Origin of the sequence: Desulfosoma caldarium (assembly GCF_003751385.1) — a bacterium.
In the GTDB taxonomy this organism is placed as follows: Bacteria; Desulfobacterota; Syntrophobacteria; order Syntrophobacterales; family DSM-9756; genus Desulfosoma; species Desulfosoma caldarium.
Genome location: NZ_RJVA01000010.1, coordinates 296,212 through 322,373, shown reverse-complemented (window position 1 = coordinate 322,373; position 26,162 = coordinate 296,212). Strand labels below are relative to the sequence as shown.

Genomic DNA, 26,162 nt, shown 5'->3' with positions numbered 1-26,162 from the left:
TGCCTCATTCGATGTTTTGAATCTGTTCCTTGATCTTTCCAATGGCGTTTTTCATGCGAACCACGGCTTGTGTCACGATCAGGTCGGACGTTTTCGACCCAATCGTGTTGACCTCCCGTAAAAGCTCTTGCGCCATGAAATCCAGCCGACGCCCTTCCACCGCTTCCTCTGCGGTAATCCAGCCAATCATCTGGTCAAGATGGCTTTTAAGCCGTACCAGTTCTTCGTTAATGGCCGTTCGGTCCAACTGGTAGGCTAGTTCTTGAAGCAGGCGATTTTCATCCACGGTGCCTTGAAGAGCGGCCATAATTTCTTGCATCTTGGCGTGGAGTTTACCTTGCAATTCCTCCGCAATCACTTGGGAGCGTTCCTCCACCAGAACACGGTCCTGCTGCAGTTCCCGAAGGCTCTGCAAAATATCGCGGGACAGGGCATGCCCTTCCACGGCGCGGGCTTCCAGGAGATTATTCAGAGCCTGTTCGGTGGCTTCAGCCACGAGATGACGGACCTCTTCGGCTTCCGGCAAGGTGGTGTCCGTTTCCCAGATACCGGGCAGTTTGAGAAGGTGTTCCAGCTTGGGAGGATCCGAGCCGGGAAGTCTGAGATGAAGCTGGTAAAGAACGTCCCAGTAAGCCCGTGCCGTCTGAAAATGAATGCGTGCCGCTCGAAGCGATGAAACCAAGGGTTCGATGGTCACATAGCAGTCCACGCGCCCTCGTCGCAGCTTCTTGCGCAGGGCTTCTCGAACCACCTCGTCCAAGTCCAAACGTTCCTTGGGAAGGCGAATGAACAAATCCAGGTGCTTTCCGTTGACGCTGCGCAGTTCCACGACGGCTTGATAGATCCCGTTGTCCGCGACGGCGCGGGCGTATCCGGTCATGCTGCGAATCACAAGGGCATCTCCTTAAAGCTCTGAGGTGGGCGGGGTGGACGTCCGCTTCGGCGAGCCATGAGAAGGCCCCGAAGAAGCCCGAAAAATCGGCGCGTGTCGTCCTGAGCGTAGTCCGGGTAGGTCCAGGGAAGCGGACGATAGGCTCCGTGGCGATAAAGAAGACTCAAGTCTCCATAAATGCCGTTGCGAAGGGGGATTCGATGCGCGGCGTTTTTTCCGGTGGCCAAAACCAGGCGTTCTTCACTCAAAAGACCGGGATCCACGTTGATGGTGCGACGTCCGTCTTGAGCCCAGCTCTGCTCCAAAAGATTTGTGCGGTGCTTGATTTCAGCAAGGCGTTCGGGATCCACCAGTTCATCGAAACTTCCAAACACGCGAAGGAGGCCCGAGCCCATTTCCTTGTCATAGAACCGTGTGAAGGTGAAATTTTGAGGCTGCGTGACGGCATCCAAGGGGCCAAAGAGCTCGGTTAAAGCAGACAGCACGTGGGTCTTGTCATCATGCCGACGATAAAGAAGCCCAAAGACCAGTTTGCAGGGCTCAAAAACCTTGGGCACACTCATTCTTCGCAGCCTCCGCTGTTCTGAAGAGCTGCGCGAAGCCGAGTCTGTTCCACGGCGGCTGTCCCCACTTCCCCCACCACAATGCCTGCGGCCGTATTGGCGAGCAGCGCGGCATCCCGCATGTCCAGCCCCGCGGCGGTGGCCAAGGCCATGGCCGCAATGACGGTATCCCCGGCCCCCGTGACATCAAAGACTTTCTTGGCCACCGTGGGAATGTGTACGGATGGCGTTCCCGCTCCAAAAAGACTCATGCCCTCGGGGCCTCGGGTGATGAGCACGTGCTGGCATTGAAGCTTTTCCAAAAGGAGGCGCCCTGCCGTTTCCAAAGAAGCGTCGTCGCATTCGATCATTCCCGCCATGGCCAAGGCTTCCGCGGTGTTAGGAGTCACCAGGGTGACATGGTGATAGAATGGGGCGTGAGGCACCTTCGGATCCACAAAGACCGGAATGCCGTAGAGCTGCGCCAGAGCTCGCACCGCGTCCATGACCTCGAGAGAAACCACTCCCTTGGCGTAGTCGGACACTACCACCGCATCCACGTCGCGGACCTCCGCTTCCACCGCATGAAGAATGGCACGAAGCCCTTCGGAGTCGTAGGGACGAGTGTCCTCTCGATCCACGCGCACCACCTGCTGGTGCTGCGCAATGACCCGCGTCTTGACGGTGGTGGGCCGGTCCTGAACGATGACCAAGCCATGGCAAGGAACCTGAGCCTTTTGCAGGAGATCGCGGACTTCCCGGCCGTAGGCATCGTTGCCTACCACGCCCACCACGCGGGCGTTTCCGCCCATGGTCACGATGTTGTGCACCACATTGGCCGCGCCTCCCAAAACGTGGGTTTCTGCACGAACTTCCACCACCGGAACAGGGGCTTCCGGAGAGATACGGCGCACATGCCCCCAGAGGAAGACGTCCAGCATGAGATCCCCAAGCACGAGAACGGTGCATTGAGAGAAACGGTCCAACCCTTGAAGAAGTCGGTGAAAGCGATGGGTGCGTGAGCAGGCTTTGGTGGCCATGGATCCGGGAATGCCTCGCTCAAGCCAATGGCTTGGCTTCCTCGAGAAGCATGATGGGAATGCCATCGCGAATTTCATAGAGTAGCCGACATCGGTCGCACACCAAGCCATCCTGGTCATCCGTTAGTCGAATCTTGCCTTTGCATCGAGGGCACACGAGGATTTCCAGGAGCTCTTGGTTGATAGGCATTTTCACATCCCCCCGTTAGCGATTGAGCAACGCCACTTTGGTATCCAGGCCCTCTTCAGCCGGTTCGTCCTCTCGCTGCGCTTCCAGAAGCTGCCGGTACGTCTCGATGGTGGATCGCAACTTGGCCTCCAGTTGAATGCGCTGGCGCTTGAGTTCGTTAATGTCGCGATGGAGCTCGGCAAGGCGTTGATGGGCGCTTTGAAGGATTTTTTCTGCACGAAGTTCCGCGTCGGCGATGATCAGTTTAGCTTCTTTTTCCGCATTGGCTTTCATGATTTCGGAAGCTTTTTGTACGCTGGTAAGGACGTTGCGAATGGCTTTTTCCCGCTCCCGATGTTCTGAAACTTCTTTGGCTAGATCTTGCACTTCACGTTGCAAAGCGGCGTTGTGCGCCTTCAACTTGTTCAGATCGGCCATCACTTCGTCAAGAAAGACATCCACCTCTCGAGTATTGTAGCCTCTCCAGGAGAGACGAAACCGTCGTTTGAAAGATTCACCGAACGTCCGTTCCATAGGCCCTCACTTCGTCTTTCCGAACGCCGACAAAACTTAGGCCCTTAAGACCAATGCCAATTCACGAAGCGATGAAACAAGAAACCTCTGAAGGAAAAGGACCGCCAGAATGACGATCATGGGAGTCAAATCGATGCCCCCGAAAAAGGCGGGGATGCGCCGCCGAATAGCGTAAAGGACAGGTTCCGTTGCGCCGTGAAGGAAGCGAACAATGGGATTGTACGGGTCGGGATTGACCCAGGAGAGGATGGCACGAGCAATGATGATCCACATGTAAACGGTTAAGACGATATTCAACACCTCGGCCACGGCCAGAAGAAGATTGCTGAGAACAAACATGAGCCACTCCACTTCGCAAGAGGTAGGTTTTTTTCCTCTGTTTCAGCCATGATGACGGGCGAAAACTAGCGGTTTTCCGCCACAGTGTCAACGAAGAAACCCGGAATGAAGCCTTACGAAACCATCATACCCCAAACGGTTTTCCGGTTTTCTGCACGGCGAGCCCGGCGAAAAATGAGGCAACCGATGGGATGGGTCTTTTCGAAGACGCGACATGGATGGCGAGCCCCGGGAAAGCCCGGTCTTTGAGAGCGTGTGCCCATTAGGGTGGCGAGGAGCGGGGAGCTTTGGTTGAGCGCCTGGAGGCGGCAAAGCCGCTGGCCACGATGCCTGCCGCCAAGAGAGCGAGCCCCAAGGCGGTGGGTAGGGAGACCGTCTCACGGAAAACAAAAAAGGCCAAGATGGACGCTCCTAGAGGTTCTCCTAGAGTCAGCACGGCCACCGCCGTGGCGGTCACATGCTTCAGAGCCCAGTTGAGGCTCGTGTGGCCGATCATTTGAGGAACGGCTGCGAGAAGAACAAGGATGACGTAGGTTTTTGGGGAAAAGCCGACCAAGGGGATCTGGCTAATTAGGCACAGGACGACAAGCACGGCGCCCGCAATCCCATAGCTTAATGAGATATAGAGGGAAAGGGGCAAGGTGGCTCTGGCATAGCGCCCGGCAAGAAAATACCCGGAAGCCATGACGCCACCCAGAAGGGCGAGCAAGTCTCCAAGGAGAGCGTCGGCATCCAGGCGAAAATCCAGACCGGCCACCACAGCGCTTCCGATGACGCATGTGGTGATGGCCGTCCACATCAAGAGGCCGATGCGTTCCCTTAATAAAAGGGACGAAAAAACGGCGGTGTAAACCGGGCTTGTGCTAACCAAGGTCACGGAACTGGCCACAGTAGTCCTTTTCAAGGATTCAATCCAGAAAGCGAAGTGCAAGGCGAGAAAACACCCGGAAACCACAACGGCCTTCCATGGAATGACAAAGGTGGTCTTGGGTTTTGAAAAACGGCCGAGCGCCCACGGAGCCACGCACGAGGCGGCAAGGCTTACGCGATAAGCGGCGATGGCCAGAGAAGGCGCCTCGGCAAGTCGTATGAGAATGGACGCACTGGAGATGGCTAAAATCCCTACGGAGACAATACTCCAAAGTTTCCAAAGCGCCGGCGATGCGTCGTCGTGCATGAGCGCCTCCGCAAAGGGTTTTTTCATTGCCGCAGTGAAGGGCCTCTCCCTAAAATAGCGTGCATAGGCGTGAGCCATGGTTGTTTTTCACAAAGACCACTCAAAAGCTGATGAGCTTTTTTCGAAAAGCCCCTCTGCAACTGAATCATAGTCCAAAAGCGAGTCCTCCACAATGTGGTTAAAAGTCCGCAGGGTCTTGGATCATTCCAAGCGGGGCGAAAATTCCTGCCCAAGGAAACCCGCTTGAGATAAAATGATGCGACGATGGAAAGCTGCCCAGCGGGCTGTTGACGATGCCGCGGATAATGTGTTAAGAGCAATACATTGAATCGGGCTGGCGTAGCTCAACGGTAGAGCAGCTGATTTGTAATCAGCAGGTTGCGGGTTCGAATCCCATCGCCAGCTCCACTGTCCCGGTGAACCCGGTGCACTTTTCGCTTGCCTTCGGCTGTGCTCTGTGATAGGGAGGGCTGCTCTCGCACCCGGGTTGATAAGCGGGAAGGCGGTTTGATTGGGGAGAGGTTCCCGAGTGGTCAAAGGGAGCAGACTGTAAATCTGCCGGCGAAGCCTTCGGAGGTTCGAATCCTCCCCTCTCCACCATCACCCTAAGCATGTAGGAGATAGTGGCAGCCGAAGCGGGCCATTGTCGTTCGAACTGCATGTCATCGTCGAGCACAATCCCGTCTTGCATGTCCGCCCCCTTTAGGGTGTGAGCCCACGTAGCTCAGGAGGTAGAGCACTTCCTTGGTAAGGAAGAGGTTCACCGGTTCGAGCCCGGTCGTGGGCTCCATTTTTTTTAGAAGCCATCAGGGGGGCGCCTTCTGCCACAGACTCCGCACCGTCCGGATGACGCGTACCGCCGTTGAGGCTTTGAGGACCGGAGGGTCCGGGACGAAGACCGACTTTTGACGTGAGGAGGAAGTGCGATGGGGAAGAAGAAGTTTGAGCGGACGAAGCCGCACGTGAATGTTGGGACGATTGGTCACATAGACCATGGGAAGACGACGTTGACGGCGGCGATTACGAAGCAGTTATCGCTTCGTGGGAAGGCGGAGTTTGTGCCGTTTGATGCGATTGACAAGGCGCCGGAGGAGCGGGAGCGAGGGATCACGATAGCGACGGCGCATGTGGAGTATGAGACGGAAAAGCGGCATTATGCGCATGTGGATTGTCCGGGGCATGCGGACTACATCAAGAACATGATCACGGGTGCGGCGCAGATGGACGGGGCCATTTTGGTGGTGGCGGCCGATGATGGTCCGATGCCGCAGACACGGGAGCACATTTTGTTGGCGCGTCAGGTGGGTGTGCCGAACATGGTGGTGTTTTTGAACAAGGTGGACATGGTGGATGATCCGGAGCTGATTGAGTTGGTGGAGTTGGAGCTTCGGGAGTTGTTGAGCAAGTATGGGTTTCCTGGGGATGATGTGCCGATCATCAAGGGGTCGGCGTTGAAGGCGTTGGAGTGTGATGATCCATCGGGTCCGGATGCGGCGCCGATATTTGAATTGTTGGAAGCGGTGGACAATTACATACCGGATCCGGTGCGGGATATTGACAAGCCGTTTTTGATGCCCATTGAGGATGTGTTTTCCATTAGCGGCCGAGGGACGGTGGTGACGGGTCGCGTGGAGCGCGGGGTGATTTCGGTGGGCGATGAAGTGGAGATTGTGGGATTTCGGCCGACGATGAAGACGGTGTGTACGGGTGTGGAGATGTTTCGCAAGACCTTGGATCGCGGGGAAGCGGGGGACAACATTGGGGTGTTGCTTCGCGGGATCAAGCGGGACGAGGTGGAGCGTGGCCAGGTTGTGGCGAAGCCTGGGAGCATCACGCCGCACACGAAGTTCAAGGCAGAGGTGTACGTATTGAAGAAGGAGGAAGGGGGGCGGCACACGCCGTTTTTCCCTGGGTATCGGCCGCAGTTTTATTTTCGCACGACGGATGTGACGGGAGTGGTGACGTTGCCTGAGGGCGTGGAGATGGTGATGCCTGGGGACAACGTGAACATGGAAGTGCATTTGATTGCTCCGGTGGCTTTGGAGAAGGAGCTTCGGTTTGCGATTCGCGAAGGCGGACGCACCGTGGGCGCCGGCGTGGTCACCGACATCATCGAGTAGGGACGGAGCCCGCCTGGGCTTTGCCAAAAGAAAAGGTGAAGGACGATGCGAGTATTGGTCACTTTGGCGTGCCAGGAATGTAAGCAGCGCAACTACACGACCACGAAAAACAAAAAGACAACCCCGGATCGTCTAAGTTTTCGCAAGTACTGTAAATTCTGTAACGCTCATACGGTTCATAAGGAAACCAGGTGAACGAAGCCAAAAAAATGAAGGCGCACAGAGTGAAACGCGGCGTGGACGAAGGTGGGCAAAGTTTGGAAACCTATAAGAAAGTCCCGGAAAAAAAAGCAAAGGGCGGCTCCGGGGAAGCCAAGGGTTCGGGCTCTCTCAAGAAGAAGGCGCCGCGCAAGGCCGGGCCCGCCGAGCCGAGCCTTTGGATGCGTGTTCAAACCTACCTACGCGAAGTGGTCTATGAACTGCGCAAGGTGGTTTGGCCGTCCCGTAAGGAAACCATCGGTTCTACGTCCGTGGTTGTGATTATTGTGATCCTTTGCGGGATCTATTTGGGCTTTGTGGATTTCTTACTGGCCCATTTTGTGAAGTTTCTCATTGGCTAAGACGCCGAACCTTAGGCAGGATCGAGGCGCTGCGGGAATGGGAGAAAAGGCGTGGCAAAGCAGTGGTACATTGTTCATACCTATTCCGGGTTTGAACAAAAGGTTAAGGCGAGTTTAGAAGAGCGCATCAAGGCTGCGGGCAAGGCCGAGTATTTTGGCCAGATTCTTGTGCCCACCGAAAAGGTGGTGGAACTGGTCAAGGGTGAACGCCGCTCTTCTTCGCGAAAGTTCTATCCCGGCTATATTCTGGTCCAGATGGAACTCAATGACGAAACCTGGCATCTGGTGCGCCACACACCGAAAGTAACCGGCTTTATTGGTAGCCAAGAAAAGCCCATCCCGTTGACCGAAGAGGAAGCCCAGGCCATCCTTCAACAGATGGAAGAAGGGGTGCTAAGGCCTCGACCCAAGTACCAGTTTGAAAAAGGCGACGAAGTCCGCGTGGTGGACGGACCGTTTGCCAGTTTTCATGGCGTGGTGGACCAGGTGATTCCTGAAAAAGGCAAGGTGCGCGTGCTGGTCACCATTTTCGGCCGCTCCACCCCGGTGGAATTGGATTTTGTGCAGGTGAACCGCCTGTAGGCCTTTGGCGCTCGCTTGAGCCGCGGGGTTCGCGTGAGGCTCGGCAACGAAGCAAGGGGTCAAGAGTATAGGGGAGTTGAGTTCAGATGGCAAAAAAGGTCATTGCAAATATCAAATTGCAGATTCCCGCGGGGCAGGCCAATCCGTCCCCGCCTGTGGGGCCAGCCTTGGGTCAGCATGGCGTGAATATCATGGAATTCTGCAAGGCATTCAATGCCAAAACCCAGGGCCAGGAAGGCATGATCATTCCTGTGATCATTACGGTCTATGGCGATCGGTCTTTTACGTTTATCACCAAGACGCCTCCCGCCTCGGTGCTCCTGAAAAAGGCGGCCAAGATCGCCAAGGGCTCCAGCGAGCCCAACCGCGAAAAAGTGGGCAAGGTGACCAAGGCACAGGTGGAGGAAATCGCCAAGCTCAAAATGCCCGATCTCAATGCTCGAGACCTGGCGGCGGCCATTCGCACCATTGAGGGTACGGCTCGCAGCATGGGGATCGTCATCGAATAATCTGTGGGCTGTCGCCCGTGCACGGCGACAGTATGCGTCGGTTGGAGAGAAGGAAATGCCGAAGCGAGGGAAAAAATATCGCGCTGCGCTGGAGAAAGTGGATCGAACAAAGCGCTATACATTCGAAGAAGGCCTCAATCTTGCCCTTCAGTGCGCCTACGCGTCCTTTGATGAGACGCTGGACATTGCCGTGAGGTTGGGGGTTGATCCCCGACATGCGGACCAGATGGTTCGTGGCACCGTGGTGCTTCCCAACGGCCTCGGGAAAGTGGTGCGCGTGGTCGTCTTTGCCAAGGGAGAAAAGGTCAAGGAGGCGTTGGACGCCGGAGCCGATGTGGCGGGCGGTGAAGAACTCATCGAAAAGATCAAGGAAGGCTGGTTGGAGTTCGACAAGGCTGTGGCCACGCCGGACATGATGGGGCAGGTGGGCAAGATCGGAAAGATCCTTGGCCCTCGAGGTCTGATGCCCAACGCCAAGCTGGGCACGGTCACGTTTGACGTGGCCAAGGCGGTCCAGGAAATCAAGGCGGGCAAGGTGGATTTTCGCGTGGAAAAGACCGGTATCGTTCACGCCCCCATGGGCAAGGTGTCCTTTGGCCCGGAAAAACTCATGCAAAACATTTCCACATTCATCGACACCCTGATTCGACTCAAGCCCGCGGCCGCCAAAGGGACCTATCTGCGAGGCATTGCCATTTCCACCACCATGGGACCGGGCATTCGCATCGACCCCTTGGCCGTGAAAACCATCGTGGGCTAAAGTCTGGGAACAAAGACCATTAAAGTAACTGCCGTTGGGTGCTTTCACGCATCTGAGACCGTAGGTACATCGGGAAGGTGTTTAAATCCGCTCGGTAATTCTGGCGCCGCCGAGCGGGACCTACCGAGGTGGTGAAAAGACCAACGGGATCGCCCCATGCGGACCATGCGTTTGAAGAAAGCACGCCGGCAGAGGAAAGGAGGGATGAGAGAGCTTGGATAGGGTCAAGAAAGAACAGTTGGTCGCCGAGCTGCACGAAAAACTGCAGCGAGCCACCGCCGCGATTCTCACGGATTTCAGGGGTCTGAGTGTGGCCGAGATCACCGAGCTTCGGGACAACTTGGCCCAGCAGGGTGTGGAGTTCAAGGTGGTCAAGAACACGCTGATGCGCATCGCCGCCAAAGGCACGGGAGCAGAAGTGCTGGAACCCTTGCTGCAAGGGACTAACGCGGTGGCCATTGCCTACGACGATCCCACCGTGTCGGCCAAGATTCTCAAAGCCTTTGGCAAGACCAACGACAAGTTCCAAGTGAAAGGCGGCGTGTTGGGCACCCGTGAGCTCACCGTACAAGACGTGCTGGCTCTGGCGGACCTGCCTTCCCGCGAAGAACTCCTGGCCAAATTGCTGGGAACCCTGCATGCTGTCCCCACAGCTTTGGTGCGCGTGCTCGGCGGTGTTCCGCGGGCCTTTGTGGGCGTGCTGGCTGCCATTCAACGGGAAAAAGAAAACGCATAGGACGCAAGGAGGATCGGAAGCATGTCGGAAGTCACCAAGGAAGATGTCATCAAGTTTATTGAAAACATGACCGTGCTGGAACTGAGCCAGCTGGTAAAGGAGTTGGAAGATCGATTCGGTGTGAGTGCGGCCGCGCCGATGGCAGTGGCGGCTGTGGCGGCAGCGCCCGGTGCCGAAGCGGCCCCGGTGGAGGAAAAGACCGAGTTTGACGTGGTCATCACCGCGGTAGGTGACAAGAAGATCAACGTCATTAAGGAAGTGCGCGCGCTGACCAGCCTCGGGCTTAAGGAAGCCAAAGACCTGGTGGAAAACCTTCCCGGCGTGGTCAAGGAAGGCATTCCCAAGGCTGAAGCCGAGGAGATCGCCAAGAAGCTCACGGAAGCCGGAGCTACCGTGGAAATCAAATAAGGCAAGCCCCTGGCTTGCGGTGTGTCGGAAGTCCCCTTAGGAAGGGGCTTCCGATTTTTGCCTTTATGCATGTCGGTGCCACCAAAGGTTTCGCCGTAGGCGGAATCGAGGTGGCTTTGTCGCCCTTTTGACCTCAAGGCGACGATACTTCTTAAGAGTGGCAGGAGATGTCATGGCAACTGCTCTAAGCCAAGAGTATCGGGTGCGAAAGAGTTTCGGGAAGATCAAAAAAATCGTGGACATCCCGAACTTAATCCAAATGCAGAAAGAGTCCTATGCCGGCTTTCTTCAGATGGACGTGCCTCCCGATCAGCGGGTAAGAAAAGGCCTTCAAGAAGTCTTTGAAAGCGTTTTTCCCATCGAGGATTTCAGTCAAACGGCCTCGCTTCAGTTTGCTCAGTACAGCTTCGGTGAAATCAAGTATGACGTGGAGGAGTGTCTGGCCCGCGGCATGACCTACGAGGCGCCCCTGAAGATCGTGGTGCGTCTGGCGGTCTTTGACGTGGACAAGGAAACGGGGCATCGGTCCATTCGGGACATCAAGGAGCAGGAAATCTATTTTGGCACCCTGCCCATGATGACGGAAAACGGCACCTTCATTATCAACGGGACCGAGCGGGTCATCGTCAGCCAGCTGCATCGATCGCCGGGAATCTATTTTGACCACGATCGCGGCAAGACCCATTCCAGCGGCAAGATTCTGTATTCGGCTCGCGTCATTCCTTTGAGGGGTTCCTGGCTAGATTTTGAATTCGACCCCAAGGACATTCTCTACGTGCGCATTGACAGACGTCGAAAACTTCCTGCCACCGTTTTCTTAAAGGCTTTGGGCTACGCCACCGAGGAACTGCTCAACTATTTTTATCGCACCGAAAAGGTCTTCTTGATCGACCAGGAGAACGCGGAAAAGGAACTGAACAAAGAGACGCTGGTTGGCACCAGAGCGCCCGAAGACATCGTCCATCCGGTTACCGGAGAACTGATTGCCAAGAAAAACCGAAAGCTTGGCAAGCAGCTTTTGAAAAAATTGGAAGAGCTGGGCATCAAGCGGTTGCCCATGAAGACCGAGGAGATTGTCGGCCAGGTTCTGGCCCATGACGTCATCGACTACAGCACCGGGGAAATCATTGCCGAGTGCAACGAAGAGATCACACCAGCTCATCTTGATTTGTTCTTGGAAAAAGGCATCCAGGAGTTGGAGATCTTGCACCTGCAGGGCCAGGATGTGAGCCCGGCGTTTCGAAACACGCTGCTGCAGGATAAGGTGACGAGCCGCAAAGATGCTCTCATCGAAATCTATCGCAAGCTGCGCCCCAGCAATCCGCCCACTGAAGAGGTGGTTACCGAATTCTTTAATAATCTCTTTTTTAATCCGGAGCAGTACGATCTTTCCGAGGTGGGGCGCCTCAAGTTGAACCATCAGCTTGGACTCAACTGTCCCCTGGAACAGCGAACCCTCACGCGAGAAGATATTCTGGAAGCCGTGCGGCGCCTCATTCACCTCAAGGAAACCCAAGGCCCGGTGGACGACATTGACAACCTGGGCAACCGCAGGGTGCGCGCGGTAGGAGAATTGCTGGAAAACCAATACCGCATCGGGTTGGTGCGCATGGAGCGGGCGATCAAAGAGCGGATGAGCTTACAAGAGATCGAAGCCCTCATGCCCCACGACTTGATCAATGCCAAACCTGTCTCGGCGGTGGTCAAGGAGTTTTTCGGTACCAGCCAGTTGTCTCAGTTCATGGATCAGACCAATCCTCTTTCGGAGGTCACGCACAAGAGGCGGTTGAGCGCCTTGGGGCCGGGAGGCCTGACGCGGGAAAGGGCGGGCTTTGAAGTACGAGACGTGCATCCGACGCACTACGGCCGCATCTGCCCCATTGAGACACCGGAAGGTCCCAACATCGGACTGATTGTTTCGCTGTCCACCTATGCTCGCGTGAATCCCTACGGGTTCATTGAAACGCCGTATCGTAAGGTGGAGAACAAAACCGTCGGCAAAGAGGTGGTGTACCTCACGGCTATGGAAGAAAAGGACTACCCCATCGCCCAGGCCAACGCGCCCCTGGATGACGAAGGGCGATTTGTGCGTGATGAGGTGTCGGCGCGGGTGGCCGGTGAATTCATGCTGGTGCCTCCGGAAGAGATTCGCTACATGGACGTGTCACCTAACCAACTGGTGAGCGTCTCCGCCTCCCTCATTCCTTTTCTGGAACACGACGACGCCAACCGTGCCCTCATGGGATCCAATATGCAACGCCAGGCCGTGCCGCTTATTCAGACGCGAGCCCCTCTGGTGGGCACGGGCATGGAACGCATTGTGGCTCGAGACAGCGGCGTGGTCATTGTGGCCAAAAGGGACGGTGTTGTGGAGTACGTGGATGCCAGCCGCATCGTGGTGCGAGCCGCGGAAACGGAAAGTAGCCGAGACAGCGGCGTAGATATTTACAAGCTTATCAAGTTTAAGCGATCTAACCAAAACACGTGCCTGAACCAAAAACCCCTGGTGCGCGCCGGACAGACCGTGCGCAAAGGGCAGATCATCGCGGACGGCGCCTCCACGGATCACGGCGAGTTGGCGTTAGGCCGCAATGTCTTGATCGCCTTCATGAGTTGGGGCGGCTACAATTTTGAAGACTCCATTCTGGTTAGCGAGCGCATCGTTCGAGACGATGTGTTCACGTCGATCCACATCGAAGAGTTTGAAGTCCTGGCTCGAGACACGAAACTGGGCAAGGAAGAAATCACGCGGGACATTCCCAACGTGGGCGAAGAAGCGCTCAAAAACCTGGACGAAAGCGGCATCGTGCGCATCGGCGCCTACATTCGCCACAATGACATTCTCGTGGGCAAGGTGACGCCTAAAGGCGAAAGCCAGCTCACCCCCGAAGAGAAACTTTTACGGGCCATCTTTGGAGAAAAGGCGAGCGACGTCAAAGACACCTCCTTGAGGGTGCCTCCGGGGGTGGAAGGCATCGTCATTGATGCCAAGGTTTTTTCCCGCAAGGGCGTGGACAAGGATGAGCGCACACGCATGATTGAAGATGAAGAGATTGCGCGTCTGGAAAAGGATCAGCGCGACGAGCTGGAGATCATTCGAAAGAGTGTGGCCAAGCGCATTGCCGCTCTTTTTGCGGGAAAAACCTGCGCCAACATTATTAAAGACGGCAAAAAGATATACGTGAAAAAAGGCGATCCCATCACCGATGAGGTCCTGTTGAATCTGCCCAGTCGGCTTTGGAACCAATTGCAGGCTGCGGAAGACCCGACTCTCACCATGGAAGTCGAGCGCATCACCGAGCATTATCGAGAACAGGTGGAGCTGGTGCAGTCTCTGTTTGAGGAAAAGATCAATAAGCTCAGAAAAGGCGACGAGCTACCGCCTGGTGTCATCAAGATGGTCAAGGTGTATGTCGCCGTCAAACGCAAACTGCAGGTGGGTGACAAGATGGCGGGTCGTCACGGCAATAAGGGCGTGGTGTCCAGGATTCTTCCCATGGAAGACATGCCTTACTTTGCTGATGGGACGCCCGTGGACATCGTGCTCAATCCCCTGGGCGTGCCGTCTCGAATGAATGTGGGCCAGGTTATGGAAACGCATCTGGGATGGGCGGCCAAGGGTTTGGGCGAGCAGTTGGCGCGACTTATCGAAGCCCACAAGGAAAAGGAGACGCTGGAGGAAAAGCTGCGGCGCATTTACAATCATTTGGAATTTGACAAGTTCTTCAAGGAGGCGGAACCCACAGATCTGGAGGCGCTTGTGCCTCATCTGAGGGAAGGGCTGCACGTGGCGTCCCCGGTTTTTGACGGCGCCGAAGAAGCCGAGATTCGCGATTTCCTCAAAGAAGCGGGACTTCCTGAAACAGGCCAGACCATTCTTTATGACGGACGCACCGGCGAACCCTTTGATCAACCGGTCACGGTGGGCATCATGTACATGCTCAAGCTTCACCACTTGGTGGACGACAAGATCCACGCCCGATCCATCGGACCCTACTCCTTGGTAACCCAGCAGCCCCTGGGGGGCAAAGCCCAGTTTGGCGGCCAGAGACTGGGCGAGATGGAAGTGTGGGCCATGGAAGCGTATGGGGCAGCCTACGCCCTGCAGGAGTTCTTGACCGTGAAATCGGACGATCTGGTAGGCCGTACACGCATGTACGAAAAGATCGTTAAGGGGGACAACACCTTGGACGCCGGATTACCGGAGTCCTTTAATGTCCTTGTCAAGGAACTCCAAGCCCTCGCCCTGGACGTGCAGTTGCTTAGCGAAGAGGAAGGTGAGGGAGAATAGATTCGCGTCGGCTCAAGCCCGAAGCACGACGCACAAGGAGGAACCCTTGAAAGAGTTGTATCCTTACTTCATGAATCCCACTGACCCTTTGCACTTCGATGCCGTGAAGATCATGTTGGCGTCTCCGGACAAGATTCGCGAATGGTCCTACGGCGAAGTGAAGAAACCGGAAACTATCAATTACCGCACATTCAAGCCGGAACGGGACGGGCTGTTCTGCGCTAGGATATTCGGCCCGACCAAGGACTACGAGTGTAACTGCGGCAAATACAAGAGAATGAAGCACCGCGGCGTGGTCTGTGAAAAGTGCGGTGTGGAGGTCATTCAGTCCAAGGTTCGTCGTGAGCGCATGGGGCACATTGAATTGGCCGCCCCGGTCGCCCACATTTGGTTTTTGCGCAGCCTGCCCAGCAAGATCGGCAATCTGCTGGACCTGACCATGCGGGACCTGGAAAAGGTCCTCTATTTCGACTCCTACATTGTCCTGGATGCCGGAGAGGTTCCGGGGCTCAAGAAATATGATCTGCTCAGCGAGGAAAAATATCGGAACCTGGTCCGTGAGCATGGCGCGGGTTTTCGTGCAGGTATCGGGGCCGAAGCCATTCGGGAACTACTGGCCGAATTGGACCTCCCGGCGTTGGCGCAAGAGTTGCGCACCGAAATGATGGAAACCTCTTCTGTGGCCAAGCGTAAGAAACTGGCCAAGCGCCTAAAAGTCATTGAAGCCTTCAAGGACTCCGACAATCAGCCGGAATGGACGATTATGAACGTCATTCCGGTGCTGCCTCCGGACCTGCGTCCTCTGGTGCCGCTGGATGGAGGCCGGTTTGCCACCAGTGACCTGAACGACCTGTACCGACGAGTGATCAATCGCAACAACCGCCTCAAAAGGCTCATGGACCTCAATGCGCCCGACATCATCATTCGCAACGAAAAGCGCATGCTGCAGGAAGCCGTGGATGTGCTTTTTGACAACGGGCGGCGCGGCAAGACCATCACCGGAGCCAACAAGAGACCGCTCAAGTCCCTGAGCGACATGCTCAAGGGCAAGCAAGGCCGCTTTCGGCAGAACCTTCTGGGCAAGCGCGTGGACTATTCGGGCCGCACGGTCATCGTGGTTGGGCCGAACCTTAGGCTTCACCAGTGTGGCTTGCCGAAAAAGATGGCCCTCGAGCTCTTTAAGCCCTTTGTCTACAACAAGTTGGAAGAAAAGGGTCATGTAGGGACCATCAAAGCGGCCAAAAAGATGGTGGAAAAGGAAACCCCGGAAGTGTGGGACGCCCTTGACGAGGTGGTCCGGGAGTTTCCCGTCCTGCTCAACCGCGCTCCCACCTTACATCGCTTGGGCATTCAGGCCTTTGAACCCATCTTGATCGAAGGCAAGGCTATTCAGTTGCACCCGCTCGTTTGCACGGCATTTAACGCGGACTTTGACGGAGACCAGATGGCGGTGCACGTGCCGCTGTCCATCGAGGCCCAAACGGAAGCTCGCGTGCTCATGATGTCCACCAACAACATCCTGAGCCCGGCGCATGGCGGCCCCATCATCGTGCCCTCCCAGGACATTGTCCTTGGGCTCTACTACATGACTCGCGAAAGACCCTTTGCCAAGGGAGAAGGGCGTATCTTCTGTGGCGTGGATGAGGTGCGCTGCGCTTACGATGCGGGAGTGGTGGATTTACATGCTCGAATCAAGGTTCGTCTTCAGAGGCGTCTGGTGGAAACCACCGTGGGCCGAGCGCTGCTTTGGGAAACTATCAGCGGCATCTTGGAGGAGCCTTTGGCCGAAGATCCATCGCTCTTTGACCAAATCTTTCAGCGGATCAACAAAGTCATGACCAAAAAGGCTATCCTGGAGCTCATCGACTTCAGCTACCGCAGGGCCGGTGAAAAGGCCACCGTGATTTTGGCGGACCGCCTGAAAGACTTGGGCTATGACCAGGCGACGCGATCGGGATTGTCCATTGCCATCAAGGACATGATCGTGCCGTCGCGAAAATCGGAAATCATCGAAAAAGCTTTTGAGGAAGTTCGAGAAATCGAACGTCAGTACAATGAAGGGTTGATTACCGGCGGCGAGAAATACAACAAAGTCGTGGACATTTGGGCCAAAGCCACGGACAGCGTGGCCGCCGAAATGATGAAGGAAATCGAGACGGAAATCGTGGAAGGCCCTAACGGGCAAAAAGCCCAGACCACTTCTTACAATCCCATCTTCATGATGGCGGATTCTGGAGCGCGCGGCAGCAAGGACCAGATGAGGCAGCTGTCGGGCATGCGCGGTCTGATGGCCAAGCCCTCAGGGGAAATCATCGAAACCCCAATCACGGCCAATTTCCGTGAAGGGTTGACCGTGTTGCAGTACTTCATTTCCACCCATGGTGCGCGAAAAGGCCTGGCCGACACGGCCCTCAAGACGGCCAACTCGGGCTACCTCACCCGCCGCCTGGTGGACGTTTCCCAGGATGTCATCATCACCGAGCAAGACTGCGGCACCTTGGACGGCATCATGGCCGAGGCACTCTTGGAAGCCGGGGAAATCATTCAGCGGCTGGGTGAAAGAATCCTTGGTCGCGTGGCCTTGGAAGATGTGGTGGACCCCGTCACGGGAGACGTTCTCATTCGTGCGGGGGAAGAAATCGACGAAGAAGGCGTCAAGAAAATTGAAGACGCCGGCATCGAAAAGGTTCCCATTCGATCCATCCTCACCTGCCAGAGCCGTCGTGGGGTGTGCGCCACCTGTTACGGGCGGGACCTGGCCCACGGCAAGAGAGTACAGCTCGGGGAAGCCATCGGCATCATCGCCGCGCAGTCCATTGGAGAACCGGGCACGCAGCTCACCATGCGCACCTTTCATATCGGCGGCACGGCGAGCAAACGCATCGAACAGACATCTATTCAAAATAGATATCCGGGTCAGGTCAAGTTCCTCAACCTGAACACGGTGCTTAACCGCGAAGGGGACCTGGTGGTCATGAACCGTAACGGGGAAGTGGCCATCGTCAGTGAAACGGGTCGAGAGCGAGAGCGCTATATCATCGTCTATGGGGCCAAGCTCAAGGTGCGGGAAGGCCAAGAGGTGGAGCCGGGAACCCTACTGGCCGAATGGGACCCGTATTTTACTCCCATTCTTACCGACGTGCAGGGCACGGTGAAATTCGGCGACATCATCGAAGGGGTGACCATGCAGGAAAGGCTGGATGCCGTGACCGGCAAATCCAGCAAGGTGGTGGTGGAAGTGCGGGATGGGGATATGCGGCCTCGCATCTCCATCAAGGATGAAAAAGGCAAGACAGCGCGCGTGGGCGACGGTGGGCACGCTCGATACTACATGCCCGTGGGCGCCATTCTCATGGTCAACGAGGGCGATACGGTCTTTCCCGGAGACGTGCTGGCACGAATTCCTCGAGAAACCACCAAAACCAAGGACATCACGGGCGGTTTGCCTCGAGTGGCCGAGCTCTTTGAGATGCGAAAGCCCAAGGAGCATGCGGTCATTACGGAAATCGAGGGCGTGGTGAGCTTTGGCAAGGATGCCAAGGGGAAACGCAAGGTTATCGTGTCGCCGGAAGTGGGCGAACCTCGGGAGTACCTCATTCCCAAGGGCAAACACATCAGTGTTCATGAAGGCGACTATGTGCGGGCTGGCGAACCCCTCATGGACGGATCGCCCAATCCACACGATGTGCTAAACGTGCTGGGAGAAAAGGAATTGGCCAAATATTTGCTCAATGAAGTGCAGCAGGTGTACCGACTTCAGGGCGTCAAGATTAACGACAAGCATATAGAAATCATCGTGCGCCAGATGCTTCGCCGGGTGCGCATTACCGATCCCGGCGACTCCGACTTTCTGCTTGGGGAACACGTGGAAAAGCATGTGTTTGAGGACGTAAACCAAGCCCTAGAAGCGGAAGGCAAGCGGCCGGCGGCGGCCGAACCACTGCTCCTCGGGATCACCAAAGCGTCGCTAAGCACGGAGAGCTTCATTTCCGCCGCGTCTTTCCAGGAAACCACCAAGGTTTTGACCGATGCGGCGGCAGCGGGCAAGATAGACCGACTTCGGGGCCTCAAGGAAAATGTCATTATGGGACGCTTGATTCCTGCGGGAACCGGTATGCGGCGGTACCGAAAGCTCTATGGCGGTGAGCAGGTGCTGCACGAGGGCTGAGCAAAGGCCGGTGCCTTGGGGCTTGAAAAGGCTTGACAAGGTTCGGGCGACTCTGTACATAGAGGTGTTTCTGAGCCTAGGGGCTCTGAGTCAATAAGTTTTTGAAATCAAAGCGATCTGGAGTTGGTGGAGAAAACAAAGATGCCCACGATCAATCAGTTGGTGCGAAAGGGAAGACAAAAGGTTCGTAAGAAATCGAGCACCCCGGCGCTTCAGAGCTGTCCGCAAAAGCGGGGCGTGTGCGTGCGCGTCTACACCACGACCCCCAAAAAGCCCAACTCGGCTTTACGAAAAATCGCCCGTGTGCGGCTGACCAACGGCATCGAAGTGACGTCGTACATTCCCGGAATCGGCCACAATCTTCAAGAGCACTCTGTGGTACTGATTCGTGGCGGCCGCGTTAAAGATTTGCCCGGTGTGCGCTACCACATCATTCGCGGAACGTTGGATGCCCTGGGTGTGGCCAATCGCAAGCAGGGCCGGTCCAAGTACGGGGCCAAGCGGCCGAAGTAAGGCATGGAGAAGAGCCGAGGCGGGCCATGGCCCTGCTGAGGGCCATGGCTTCTCTTTTGCCGCAAACGATGGACGAGGTTGAGGAAGGCAATGCCACGTAGAAGAGAAGTCGCAAAGCGGGAAGTGCTTCCGGACCCCAAATACAACAGCCGGTTGGTGGCCAAGTTTATTAACAACATCATGCGTCAAGGCAAGAAAAGTGTGGCCGAACGGATCCTTTATGGAGCCTTTGACGTCATCGAGCGGCGCAGCAAGCAGGATCCGCTAGAAGTTTTCCACAAGGCTATGGAGCACGTGCGGCCCATCATCGAGGTGAAGTCAAGGCGGGTGGGTGGAGCCACTTATCAGGTACCCGTGGAAGTACGCAGCGATCGCCGGGACGCCTTGGCCATGCGATGGATCATTTCCTACGCCAAGAACCGTTCGGAAAAGACCATGATCGATAAGTTGGCCGGCGAGCTCTTGGATGCATCCCAGAACCGGGGTGGAGCGGTCAAAAAGAAGGAAGACACGCACCGCATGGCTGAAGCCAATAAGGCCTTTGCGCATTATCGCTGGTAGGCCATTCCGGGGCCATGGGTGGCCGAACCGCGGGCGCTGGGATGTGACGAAAAGGCCAGGCCGCTTATCCGGGCGCACCGCACACAGGGGCATCCCGACGCTTTGGAAAAAAATGACGCTTTTATGGATTTGATGTGGACCTGAGGAGGAAGTGCGATGGGGAAGAAGAAGTTTGAGCGGACGAAGCCGCACGTGAATGTTGGGACGATTGGTCACATAGACCATGGGAAGACGACGTTGACGGCGGCGATTACGAAGCAGTTATCGCTTCGTGGGAAGGCGGAGTTTGTGCCGTTTGATGCGATTGACAAGGCGCCGGAGGAGCGGGAGCGAGGGATCACGATAGCGACGGCGCATGTGGAGTATGAGACGGAAAAGCGGCATTATGCGCATGTGGATTGTCCGGGGCATGCGGACTACATCAAGAACATGATCACGGGTGCGGCGCAGATGGACGGGGCCATTTTGGTGGTGGCGGCCGATGATGGTCCGATGCCGCAGACACGGGAGCACATTTTGTTGGCGCGTCAGGTGGGTGTGCCGAACATGGTGGTGTTTTTGAACAAGGTGGACATGGTGGATGATCCGGAGCTGATTGAGTTGGTGGAGTTGGAGCTTCGGGAGTTGTTGAGCAAGTATGGGTTTCCTGGGGATGATGTGCCGATCATCAAGGGGTCGGCGTTGAAGGCGTTGGAGTGTGATGATCCATCGGGTCCGGATGCGGCGCCGATATTTGAATTGTTGGAAGCGGTGGACAATTACATACCGGATCCGGTGCGGGATATTGACAAGCCGTTTTTGATGCCCATTGAGGATGTGTTTTCCATTAGCGGCCGAGGGACGGTGGTGACGGGTCGCGTGGAGCGCGGGGTGATTTCGGTGGGCGATGAAGTGGAGATTGTGGGATTTCGGCCGACGATGAAGACGGTGTGTACGGGTGTGGAGATGTTTCGCAAGACCTTGGATCGCGGGGAAGCGGGGGACAACATTGGGGTGTTGCTTCGCGGGATCAAGCGGGACGAGGTGGAGCGTGGCCAGGTTGTGGCGAAGCCTGGGAGCATCACGCCGCACACGAAGTTCAAGGCAGAGGTGTACGTATTGAAGAAGGAGGAAGGGGGGCGGCACACGCCGTTTTTCCCTGGGTATCGGCCGCAGTTTTATTTTCGCACGACGGATGTGACGGGAGTGGTGACGTTGCCTGAGGGCGTGGAGATGGTGATGCCTGGGGACAACGTGAACATGGAAGTGCATTTGATTGCTCCGGTGGCTTTGGAGAAGGAGCTTCGGTTTGCGATTCGCGAAGGCGGACGCACCGTGGGCGCCGGCGTGGTCACCGACATCATCGAGTAGGGACATCGTCACGAAAGCCATGGGGTCCCTGACCGCATACGTTCGGCAGGGACCCAAATTATGGGAACAGACGCCATGATGAATCAGAGAATGCGCATCCGCTTGAAAGCCTACGACCACAAGCTTCTTGACCAGGCGGCCGCAGAAATCGTCAATACGGCCAAAAAGACGGGCGCCCAGGTAGCGGGCCCCATTCCCTTGCCGACCAAAATTCACCGGTACACGGTGCTGCGTTCCGTCCATATTGACAAGAAGTCTCGGGAGCAGTTTGAGATCCGTGTCCATAAGCGCTTGGTGGACATCTTGGAGCCGACTCAGCAGACGGTGGATTCGCTCATGAAGCTGGATTTGTCGGCGGGAGTCGATGTGGAAATCAAACTGTAAGGCCGCTTTGAGCGGAAAAGCCTAGCCTAAGAGAGCTGAGAAAATGGTGAAGGCATTACTAGGACGCAAGCTAGGGATGACGCAGGTGTTTGCCGAAGACGGCAGCGCCGTGCCCGTCACGGTGGTGCAGGCCGGCCCATGTGTCGTCACACAGGTCAAAGTTCCCGCACGCGATGGGTATAGCGCCGTGCAGATCGGCTTTGGACAAAAGAAGGAAAAAAAGGTCACGCGCCCTTTGAAGGGGCATCTGGACAAGGTGGGTAAAGGCTACTTTGCCTTGCTGCGTGAGGTGCGTGTGGAGAATGCCGAGGCGTTTGAGCCGGGCCAAGTATGGGATTGCAGTGTTTTTGCCATTGGAGACCGTGTGGATGTCACCGGGGTAAGCAAGGGCAAGGGCTTTGCCGGTACGGTGAAGCGCTGGGGATTTCGTCGAGGTCCCATGACGCACGGTTGCAAGAACATTCGAGAGCCGGGCTCCACCGGATGCGCCACCTTTCCAGGGCGCGTCATCAAGGGAAAAAAGATGGCGGGCCAAAAGGGTAACAAGCGGGCGACGACTCTTAACTTGAAGATCATCGACGTGCGACCCGAGGAAAATCTCCTCTTGATCAAGGGAGCTGTTCCAGGAGGTGTGAACGGCTTCCTCATGATTCGCAAGACTAACCGGGTCCGATAACTTTCGTGCTCCGCTGGGTGAAGGACGAGAGGAAACACATCATGCCAACGGTGGACATTTTCGACATGAATCGGCAAGTGGTAGGGCAGCTGGATTTGCGCGACGACATCTTTAACGTTCCGGCCAAAAGCCATGTGGTCCACCATGTGGTGCTTTACCAGCTGGCCAAGCGCCGTCGAGGCACGGCCAAGACGAAAGGCCGAAGCGAAGTTTCGGGTGGAGGCAAAAAGCCGTGGCGTCAGAAAGGAACAGGTCGTGCTCGAGCCGGGACCACTAGGTCGCCGCTATGGCGAGGAGGGGGCACGGTGCACGGACCCCAGCCCAGAACCTATAACTTAAAGGTGCCCAAGAAAGTGCGGCGACTGGCCTTGAAGATGGTGTTGAGCCAAAAGCTCCGCGATCAGGCTTTGGTGGTTGTGGACCAGCTCCAGTTTCCAGAAATCAAGACCAAACATTTTCATGCCTGGATGCACCGATTCGCCTTACAAAAGCCTCTGGTGGTCCTTGCCGGCAAGGATGAGATCGTGGAAAAATCTGCGCGCAACATTCCTGACGTGAAGGTGCTGCGCAGCGAAGGCCTCAACGTTTTCGACATGCTCAAGCACGGAAACCTGGTGCTCACCAAAGACACGGTTTCCAAAATAGAGGAGTCTCTCGGGTGATGCGGGACAAGACCTATGTGATCCTCAAGCGCCCTTTGATCACGGAAAAGAGCACGACGGACAAGGAACAGCATAACAAGCTCCATTTTGAAGTGGACCGACGTGCCAACAAGATTGAGATCAAAGAGGCCGTGGAAAAGATGTTCAAGGTGAACGTGCTGGAGGTGCGTACCCTTAAGGTCAAAGGGCATAACAAGCGCGTCGGGCGCCACACTGTGCGCACGAGCGATTGGAAAAAGGCCATTGTGACCATCAAGCCCGGTCAAAGGGTCGAATTCTTTGAAGGCGTTTAAGCAGGTGACGGGTGCGACGAGGAGTGCTCGGCCGCCAAGGGGTGGTCAGGCTCGCTCGAATGCCTAGTGAGGTTGAGCTATGGGAATTAGGAAAGTCAAGCCGCGCAGCGCCGGAACCCGGTTCATGACTTACGCCACCTTTGAGGAGATTACGAAGAAGGAGCCGGAACGCAGTCTCGTGGAACCTCTGAAGAAAAAGGGCGGGCGCAACAACTATGGCCGCGTGACGGCCCGGCATCGAGGTGGGGGTCACAAGAGGCTGTATCGCATCATTGACTTCAAACGTGACAAGGAAAATGTGCCCGCCAAGGTGGCGGCCATCGAGTATGATCCGAACCGGTCGGCCCGCATTGCCCTTTTACACTATGTGGATGGAGAGAAGCGCTACATTTTGGCGCCTTTGGGCCTGAAGGTGGGCGACGTGGTTGTCACAGGGGCTGAAGCGGATGTGAGGCCGGGCAATTGTTTACCTCTGGAGAACATTCCGCTGGGCACGGTGGTGCACAATGTGGAGATGATTCCTGGCAAAGGCGGCCAGATGGTGCGATCCGCCGGAGCGGGAGCGCAGCTTATGGCCAAGGAAGGGCGCCATGTCACGCTGAGGTTACCATCCGGCGAGATGCGCATGGTGCTCGCGCGCTGCAAAGCCACCATCGGCCAAGTGGGAAACATTGAACATGAAAACATTAGCCTGGGCAAGGCGGGTCGAAGCCGATGGCTGGGGCGACGGCCCCATGTGCGCGGCGTAGCCATGAATCCGGTGGATCATCCCATGGGCGGTGGCGAAGGGCGGAGTTCCGGAGGCAGGCATCCATGCACGCCGTGGGGCAAGCCCACCAAGGGATATCGCACCCGCAAGAGGAAGAACAGCGATCGGCTCATCGTGCGACGCCGCAAATAGATGACCTAAGGAGGGTAAGGTGCCTCGCTCTTTAAGAAAGGGACCCTTTGTGGATGACCACCTGCTGAAGAAGGTGCTGGCCGCCAAAGAGACCGGAGATCGCAAGGTGATCAAGACCTGGTCTCGGCGATCCACCATTCTTCCTGATTTCGTCGGGCTAACCATTGCCGTTCACAACGGCAAGAAGTTCATTCCTGTCTTTATCACGGAGAATATGGTGGGTCATAAGCTGGGTGAATTCTCGCCCACACGAACCTTCTACGGTCATGCTGGGGATAAGAAGTCTAAGGTCAAGGGGAAAAAGTAATGGAAGTGAGAGCGGTTTCCAAATACGTGCGCATCTCACCGCGCAAGGCGCGCCTGGTGGCCGATCTTGTCCGCAGCAAGAATGTGGGGCAAGCATTGACCATATTAAAGTTTACGCCTAAGAAAGGGGCGCGGCTGCTGAGCAAGACGTTGCGGTCGGCCATGGCCAATGCGGAAAACACCAAATCCATGGACATGGAAGGCCTTTACATCAAAGCCATTTATGTCAACGAAGGGCCCCGGTTGAAGCGATGGAGGCCTCGAGCTATGGGCCGGGCCACGCGCATTGTGAAGCGCACCAGCCACATCACGGTGGTTCTCGGGGAAAAGTAATCGGGAGGTCACAGGATCTCGGAGGTGGAGATTGGGACAGAAGGTCAATCCTAAAGGTTTTCGTCTAGGCGTCATCCGAACATGGGATTCCAAGTGGTTTGCCGCAAAGGGGTACGCCAAGCTGGCCTATGAAGACCGGAAGATTCGCGATTTTATAAAAGGACGATTATACCATGCCGGTATCGCCAGAATCGAGATTGAAAGGGCCGCCAATAAGGCCAAGATTCGCATCTTTACGGCGCGTCCGGGGATCGTTATCGGCAAGAAAGGCGCGGAAATCGAAGCCTTGAGGAAACAGCTAGAGAAGAGATTTTCGCGCGAAATCCTCATTGACATTCAGGAAGTGCGCCGGCCAGAACTGGACGCCGTCTTGGTTGCAGAAAACATCGCCTTGCAGCTGGAACGCCGCGTGGCATTCCGCCGAGCCATGAAGCGCGCGGTGACGTCGGCGCTCAAATTTGGGGCCAAGGGCATTCGGGTGGCCTGCGCCGGGCGCCTCGGGGGTGCCGAAATGGCACGGCGGGAGTGGTATCGCGAAGGTCGAGTCCCCCTCCACACGCTTCGAGCCGACATTGACTATGCCGTGGCGGTAGCTCGAACCACATATGGAGTGATAGGAGTCAAGGTGTGGATCTTTAAAGGGGAAGTGCTTCCGTAGCAACGCTCAAGTTTCGGGGCCAGGCACGAGATGGGCTTAATAGAAGCGAACCTCCTGCGGAGAGAGCTGAGGAGATAATCCATGTTAGCGCCCAAAAGAGTTAGGTATCGAAAGCAACAAAAGGGCCGCATGCGAGGCATGGCCTCACGAGGGAACCAATTGCACTTTGGGGACTTTGGGATCAAGGCCTTGGAGGCGGGTCGCATCACGTCGAGGCAGATCGAGGCGGCTCGTGTGGCCATCACCAGATATGTCAAGCGCGGCGGAAAGCTATGGATTCGTATCTTTCCGGATAAGCCGGTGACCAAAAAGCCGGCAGAAACCCGCATGGGAAAAGGCAAAGGCGCCCCCGAAGGCTGGGTCGCCGTGGTCAAGCCAGGACGAATCCTCTATGAACTCAAAGGCGTCACGGAAGAGGTCGCCCAAGAAGCATGTAGGCTGGCGGCTCATAAACTTCCTGTGGCCACGCGGTTTGTGTCGAGGCAGGATGTGTTATGAAAGCAGCGACCTTACGGGATATGAGTGTGGATGAATTGAGGCAGAAGCTGGCGGAGTTGCGTGAGTCTCTGTTTAGTCTGAAGTTTCAGCATGCAACGGGACAGCTGGAAAACACGGCGCAGCTCAAGCGGCACAAACGCGATATTGCGAGAGTGTTGACCATATTGCGTGAAAAGCAAAGCGCCGGTGAGGCGTAGAGG

30 protein-coding genes and 3 tRNA genes are annotated in these 26,162 nt (G+C 56.2%); 26 read left to right on the top strand and 7 right to left on the bottom strand.

Annotation, left to right across the window (positions count from 1 at the left end; translation table 11 throughout):
- Nucleotides 1-4: 4 nt before the first annotated feature.
- The 7 genes from EDC27_RS04725 to EDC27_RS04695 all read right to left on the bottom strand — a co-directional run bounded on the left by EDC27_RS04725 (nucleotide 5) and on the right by EDC27_RS04695 (nucleotide 4,693).
- Complete coding sequence (locus EDC27_RS04725) at nucleotides 5-892, bottom strand: YicC/YloC family endoribonuclease (protein ID WP_123289455.1); 888 nt, start codon at nucleotides 890-892, stop codon at nucleotides 5-7.
- A complete protein-coding gene (locus EDC27_RS04720; RefSeq protein WP_123289454.1) occupies nucleotides 889-1,455 on the bottom strand; it encodes a DUF4416 family protein in 567 nt (188 codons plus the stop codon). The genes EDC27_RS04725 and EDC27_RS04720 overlap by 4 nt, the downstream gene beginning before the upstream one ends.
- A complete protein-coding gene (gene rfaE1 / locus EDC27_RS04715; protein ID WP_123289453.1) occupies nucleotides 1,452-2,474 on the bottom strand; it encodes a D-glycero-beta-D-manno-heptose-7-phosphate kinase in 1,023 nt (340 codons plus the stop codon). Before rfaE1 ends, EDC27_RS04720 begins: the two co-directional genes overlap by 4 nt.
- Nucleotides 2,475-2,493: 19 nt before the next feature.
- Nucleotides 2,494-2,664, bottom strand: coding sequence for a Trm112 family protein (locus tag EDC27_RS04710; protein WP_123289452.1), 171 nt, complete (start codon nucleotides 2,662-2,664; stop codon nucleotides 2,494-2,496).
- 15 nt (nucleotides 2,665-2,679) lie between these two features.
- Nucleotides 2,680-3,177 carry a DivIVA domain-containing protein gene (locus EDC27_RS04705; RefSeq protein WP_123289451.1) on the bottom strand — a complete coding sequence of 166 codons (498 nt, stop codon included), beginning with the start codon at nucleotides 3,175-3,177 and terminating at the stop codon, nucleotides 2,680-2,682.
- Nucleotides 3,178-3,213: 36 nt separating this feature from the next.
- Nucleotides 3,214-3,516 (bottom strand): YggT family protein, encoded by a 303-nt coding sequence (locus EDC27_RS04700; protein ID WP_123289450.1) that lies wholly within the window; start codon nucleotides 3,514-3,516, stop codon nucleotides 3,214-3,216.
- A 262-nt stretch (nucleotides 3,517-3,778) separates the two neighbouring features.
- The gene (locus EDC27_RS04695) at nucleotides 3,779-4,693 is read right to left on the bottom strand and encodes a DMT family transporter (RefSeq protein WP_170161589.1); all 915 of its coding nucleotides are present in this window, start codon (nucleotides 4,691-4,693) and stop codon (nucleotides 3,779-3,781) included.
- A gap of 333 nt (nucleotides 4,694-5,026) precedes the next feature.
- On the opposite strand from EDC27_RS04695, the gene EDC27_RS04690 reads away from it, so the two are divergent.
- The 26 genes from EDC27_RS04690 (at nucleotide 5,027) to rpmC (ending at nucleotide 26,159) form a co-directional block, all read left to right on the top strand.
- Nucleotides 5,027-5,101: transfer RNA gene (locus EDC27_RS04690), tRNA-Thr, on the top strand.
- A gap of 107 nt (nucleotides 5,102-5,208) precedes the next feature.
- A tRNA-Tyr gene (locus EDC27_RS04685) sits at nucleotides 5,209-5,293 on the top strand.
- Between the two features lie 113 nt (nucleotides 5,294-5,406).
- A tRNA-Thr gene (locus tag EDC27_RS04680) sits at nucleotides 5,407-5,483 on the top strand.
- Nucleotides 5,484-5,619: 136 nt separating this feature from the next.
- Complete coding sequence (gene tuf, locus EDC27_RS04675; RefSeq protein WP_123289438.1) at nucleotides 5,620-6,813, top strand: elongation factor Tu; 1,194 nt, start codon at nucleotides 5,620-5,622, stop codon at nucleotides 6,811-6,813.
- Nucleotides 6,814-6,858: 45 nt separating this feature from the next.
- Nucleotides 6,859-7,008 carry a 50S ribosomal protein L33 gene (gene rpmG / locus EDC27_RS04670; protein ID WP_123289448.1) on the top strand — a complete coding sequence of 50 codons (150 nt, stop codon included), beginning with the start codon at nucleotides 6,859-6,861 and terminating at the stop codon, nucleotides 7,006-7,008.
- Nucleotides 7,005-7,373 (top strand): preprotein translocase subunit SecE, encoded by a 369-nt coding sequence (gene secE / locus EDC27_RS16205; protein ID WP_211334773.1) that lies wholly within the window; start codon nucleotides 7,005-7,007, stop codon nucleotides 7,371-7,373. Before rpmG ends, secE begins: the two co-directional genes overlap by 4 nt.
- A 51-nt stretch (nucleotides 7,374-7,424) precedes the next feature.
- Nucleotides 7,425-7,955 carry a transcription termination/antitermination protein NusG gene (gene nusG, locus EDC27_RS04660; RefSeq protein ID WP_123289447.1) on the top strand — a complete coding sequence of 177 codons (531 nt, stop codon included), beginning with the start codon at nucleotides 7,425-7,427 and terminating at the stop codon, nucleotides 7,953-7,955.
- Between the two features lie 86 nt (nucleotides 7,956-8,041).
- The gene (rplK, locus tag EDC27_RS04655; protein ID WP_123289446.1) at nucleotides 8,042-8,464 is read left to right on the top strand and encodes a 50S ribosomal protein L11; all 423 of its coding nucleotides are present in this window, start codon (nucleotides 8,042-8,044) and stop codon (nucleotides 8,462-8,464) included.
- 55 nt (nucleotides 8,465-8,519) lie between these two features.
- A complete protein-coding gene (rplA, locus tag EDC27_RS04650) occupies nucleotides 8,520-9,224 on the top strand; it encodes a 50S ribosomal protein L1 (protein WP_123289445.1) in 705 nt (234 codons plus the stop codon).
- Nucleotides 9,225-9,438: 214 nt separating this feature from the next.
- Nucleotides 9,439-9,960, top strand: coding sequence for a 50S ribosomal protein L10 (rplJ, locus tag EDC27_RS04645; protein ID WP_123289444.1), 522 nt, complete (start codon nucleotides 9,439-9,441; stop codon nucleotides 9,958-9,960).
- 21 nt (nucleotides 9,961-9,981) lie between these two features.
- Nucleotides 9,982-10,368, top strand: a complete 387-nt coding sequence (gene rplL, locus EDC27_RS04640; RefSeq protein WP_123289443.1) for a 50S ribosomal protein L7/L12 — start codon at nucleotides 9,982-9,984, stop codon at nucleotides 10,366-10,368.
- 172 nt (nucleotides 10,369-10,540) lie between these two features.
- A complete protein-coding gene (gene rpoB / locus EDC27_RS04635) occupies nucleotides 10,541-14,659 on the top strand; it encodes a DNA-directed RNA polymerase subunit beta (protein WP_123289442.1) in 4,119 nt (1,372 codons plus the stop codon).
- A 46-nt stretch (nucleotides 14,660-14,705) separates the two neighbouring features.
- On the top strand, nucleotides 14,706-18,827 hold the full coding sequence (gene rpoC / locus EDC27_RS04630) for a DNA-directed RNA polymerase subunit beta' (RefSeq protein WP_123289441.1): 4,122 nt from the start codon (nucleotides 14,706-14,708) through the stop codon (nucleotides 18,825-18,827).
- Nucleotides 18,828-18,968: 141 nt separating this feature from the next.
- Entirely contained in the window at nucleotides 18,969-19,340 is a 372-nt protein-coding gene (gene rpsL, locus EDC27_RS04625; protein WP_123289440.1) for a 30S ribosomal protein S12, read from the top strand.
- 90 nt (nucleotides 19,341-19,430) lie between these two features.
- Nucleotides 19,431-19,901: a 30S ribosomal protein S7 gene (gene rpsG, locus EDC27_RS04620; protein WP_123289439.1), complete on the top strand. Its 471-nt coding sequence runs from the start codon at nucleotides 19,431-19,433 to the stop codon at nucleotides 19,899-19,901.
- A gap of 156 nt (nucleotides 19,902-20,057) precedes the next feature.
- The gene (gene tuf, locus EDC27_RS04615) at nucleotides 20,058-21,251 is read left to right on the top strand and encodes an elongation factor Tu (protein ID WP_123289438.1); all 1,194 of its coding nucleotides are present in this window, start codon (nucleotides 20,058-20,060) and stop codon (nucleotides 21,249-21,251) included.
- Between the two features lie 75 nt (nucleotides 21,252-21,326).
- A complete protein-coding gene (rpsJ, locus tag EDC27_RS04610; protein ID WP_123289677.1) occupies nucleotides 21,327-21,635 on the top strand; it encodes a 30S ribosomal protein S10 in 309 nt (102 codons plus the stop codon).
- Between the two features lie 43 nt (nucleotides 21,636-21,678).
- On the top strand, nucleotides 21,679-22,311 hold the full coding sequence (gene rplC, locus EDC27_RS04605; RefSeq protein WP_123289437.1) for a 50S ribosomal protein L3: 633 nt from the start codon (nucleotides 21,679-21,681) through the stop codon (nucleotides 22,309-22,311).
- A 41-nt stretch (nucleotides 22,312-22,352) separates the two neighbouring features.
- Nucleotides 22,353-22,973, top strand: a complete 621-nt coding sequence (gene rplD, locus EDC27_RS04600; RefSeq protein WP_123289436.1) for a 50S ribosomal protein L4 — start codon at nucleotides 22,353-22,355, stop codon at nucleotides 22,971-22,973.
- The gene (locus tag EDC27_RS04595) at nucleotides 22,973-23,266 is read left to right on the top strand and encodes a 50S ribosomal protein L23 (RefSeq protein WP_123289435.1); all 294 of its coding nucleotides are present in this window, start codon (nucleotides 22,973-22,975) and stop codon (nucleotides 23,264-23,266) included. Before rplD ends, EDC27_RS04595 begins: the two co-directional genes overlap by 1 nt.
- Before the next feature lie 79 nt (nucleotides 23,267-23,345).
- Complete coding sequence (gene rplB / locus EDC27_RS04590) at nucleotides 23,346-24,167, top strand: 50S ribosomal protein L2 (protein ID WP_123289434.1); 822 nt, start codon at nucleotides 23,346-23,348, stop codon at nucleotides 24,165-24,167.
- A 19-nt stretch (nucleotides 24,168-24,186) separates the two neighbouring features.
- Nucleotides 24,187-24,474, top strand: a complete 288-nt coding sequence (gene rpsS, locus EDC27_RS04585; protein ID WP_123289433.1) for a 30S ribosomal protein S19 — start codon at nucleotides 24,187-24,189, stop codon at nucleotides 24,472-24,474.
- The gene (rplV, locus tag EDC27_RS04580) at nucleotides 24,474-24,806 is read left to right on the top strand and encodes a 50S ribosomal protein L22 (RefSeq protein WP_123289432.1); all 333 of its coding nucleotides are present in this window, start codon (nucleotides 24,474-24,476) and stop codon (nucleotides 24,804-24,806) included. The genes rpsS and rplV overlap by 1 nt, the downstream gene beginning before the upstream one ends.
- A gap of 31 nt (nucleotides 24,807-24,837) precedes the next feature.
- Entirely contained in the window at nucleotides 24,838-25,464 is a 627-nt protein-coding gene (rpsC, locus tag EDC27_RS04575; RefSeq protein WP_123289431.1) for a 30S ribosomal protein S3, read from the top strand.
- Between the two features lie 81 nt (nucleotides 25,465-25,545).
- Nucleotides 25,546-25,962 carry a 50S ribosomal protein L16 gene (gene rplP, locus EDC27_RS04570; protein WP_123289430.1) on the top strand — a complete coding sequence of 139 codons (417 nt, stop codon included), beginning with the start codon at nucleotides 25,546-25,548 and terminating at the stop codon, nucleotides 25,960-25,962.
- Nucleotides 25,959-26,159 carry a 50S ribosomal protein L29 gene (gene rpmC / locus EDC27_RS04565; RefSeq protein ID WP_123289429.1) on the top strand — a complete coding sequence of 67 codons (201 nt, stop codon included), beginning with the start codon at nucleotides 25,959-25,961 and terminating at the stop codon, nucleotides 26,157-26,159. Before rplP ends, rpmC begins: the two co-directional genes overlap by 4 nt.
- Nucleotides 26,160-26,162: the final 3 nt, after the last annotated feature.

What these genes read in the sequence shown, in the direction of transcription:
- rplL (WP_123289443.1), top strand. Translation starts at nt 9,982, where the DNA reads ATGTCGGAAGTCACCAAGGAAGATGTCATCAAGTTTATTGAAAACATG.
- EDC27_RS04695 (WP_170161589.1), bottom strand. Translation starts at nt 4,693, where the DNA reads ATGCACGACGACGCATCGCCGGCGCTTTGGAAACTTTGGAGTATTGTC.
- tuf (WP_123289438.1), top strand. Translation starts at nt 5,620, where the DNA reads ATGGGGAAGAAGAAGTTTGAGCGGACGAAGCCGCACGTGAATGTTGGG.
- rpsJ (WP_123289677.1), top strand. Translation starts at nt 21,327, where the DNA reads ATGATGAATCAGAGAATGCGCATCCGCTTGAAAGCCTACGACCACAAG.
- rpsG (WP_123289439.1), top strand. Translation starts at nt 19,431, where the DNA reads ATGCCACGTAGAAGAGAAGTCGCAAAGCGGGAAGTGCTTCCGGACCCC.
- rpsL (WP_123289440.1), top strand. Translation starts at nt 18,969, where the DNA reads ATGCCCACGATCAATCAGTTGGTGCGAAAGGGAAGACAAAAGGTTCGT.
- rplK (WP_123289446.1), top strand. Translation starts at nt 8,042, where the DNA reads ATGGCAAAAAAGGTCATTGCAAATATCAAATTGCAGATTCCCGCGGGG.
- rpoB (WP_123289442.1), top strand. Translation starts at nt 10,541, where the DNA reads ATGGCAACTGCTCTAAGCCAAGAGTATCGGGTGCGAAAGAGTTTCGGG.
- rplP (WP_123289430.1), top strand. Translation starts at nt 25,546, where the DNA reads ATGTTAGCGCCCAAAAGAGTTAGGTATCGAAAGCAACAAAAGGGCCGC.
- tuf (WP_123289438.1), top strand. Translation starts at nt 20,058, where the DNA reads ATGGGGAAGAAGAAGTTTGAGCGGACGAAGCCGCACGTGAATGTTGGG.
- rplC (WP_123289437.1), top strand. Translation starts at nt 21,679, where the DNA reads ATGGTGAAGGCATTACTAGGACGCAAGCTAGGGATGACGCAGGTGTTT.
- rplA (WP_123289445.1), top strand. Translation starts at nt 8,520, where the DNA reads ATGCCGAAGCGAGGGAAAAAATATCGCGCTGCGCTGGAGAAAGTGGAT.
- rplB (WP_123289434.1), top strand. Translation starts at nt 23,346, where the DNA reads ATGGGAATTAGGAAAGTCAAGCCGCGCAGCGCCGGAACCCGGTTCATG.
- EDC27_RS04720 (WP_123289454.1), bottom strand. Translation starts at nt 1,455, where the DNA reads ATGAGTGTGCCCAAGGTTTTTGAGCCCTGCAAACTGGTCTTTGGGCTT.
- EDC27_RS04705 (WP_123289451.1), bottom strand. Translation starts at nt 3,177, where the DNA reads ATGGAACGGACGTTCGGTGAATCTTTCAAACGACGGTTTCGTCTCTCC.
- rpmG (WP_123289448.1), top strand. Translation starts at nt 6,859, where the DNA reads ATGCGAGTATTGGTCACTTTGGCGTGCCAGGAATGTAAGCAGCGCAAC.
- rpmC (WP_123289429.1), top strand. Translation starts at nt 25,959, where the DNA reads ATGAAAGCAGCGACCTTACGGGATATGAGTGTGGATGAATTGAGGCAG.
- rplV (WP_123289432.1), top strand. Translation starts at nt 24,474, where the DNA reads ATGGAAGTGAGAGCGGTTTCCAAATACGTGCGCATCTCACCGCGCAAG.
- EDC27_RS04700 (WP_123289450.1), bottom strand. Translation starts at nt 3,516, where the DNA reads ATGTTTGTTCTCAGCAATCTTCTTCTGGCCGTGGCCGAGGTGTTGAAT.
- EDC27_RS04710 (WP_123289452.1), bottom strand. Translation starts at nt 2,664, where the DNA reads ATGCCTATCAACCAAGAGCTCCTGGAAATCCTCGTGTGCCCTCGATGC.
- rplD (WP_123289436.1), top strand. Translation starts at nt 22,353, where the DNA reads ATGCCAACGGTGGACATTTTCGACATGAATCGGCAAGTGGTAGGGCAG.
- rfaE1 (WP_123289453.1), bottom strand. Translation starts at nt 2,474, where the DNA reads ATGGCCACCAAAGCCTGCTCACGCACCCATCGCTTTCACCGACTTCTT.
- EDC27_RS04595 (WP_123289435.1), top strand. Translation starts at nt 22,973, where the DNA reads ATGCGGGACAAGACCTATGTGATCCTCAAGCGCCCTTTGATCACGGAA.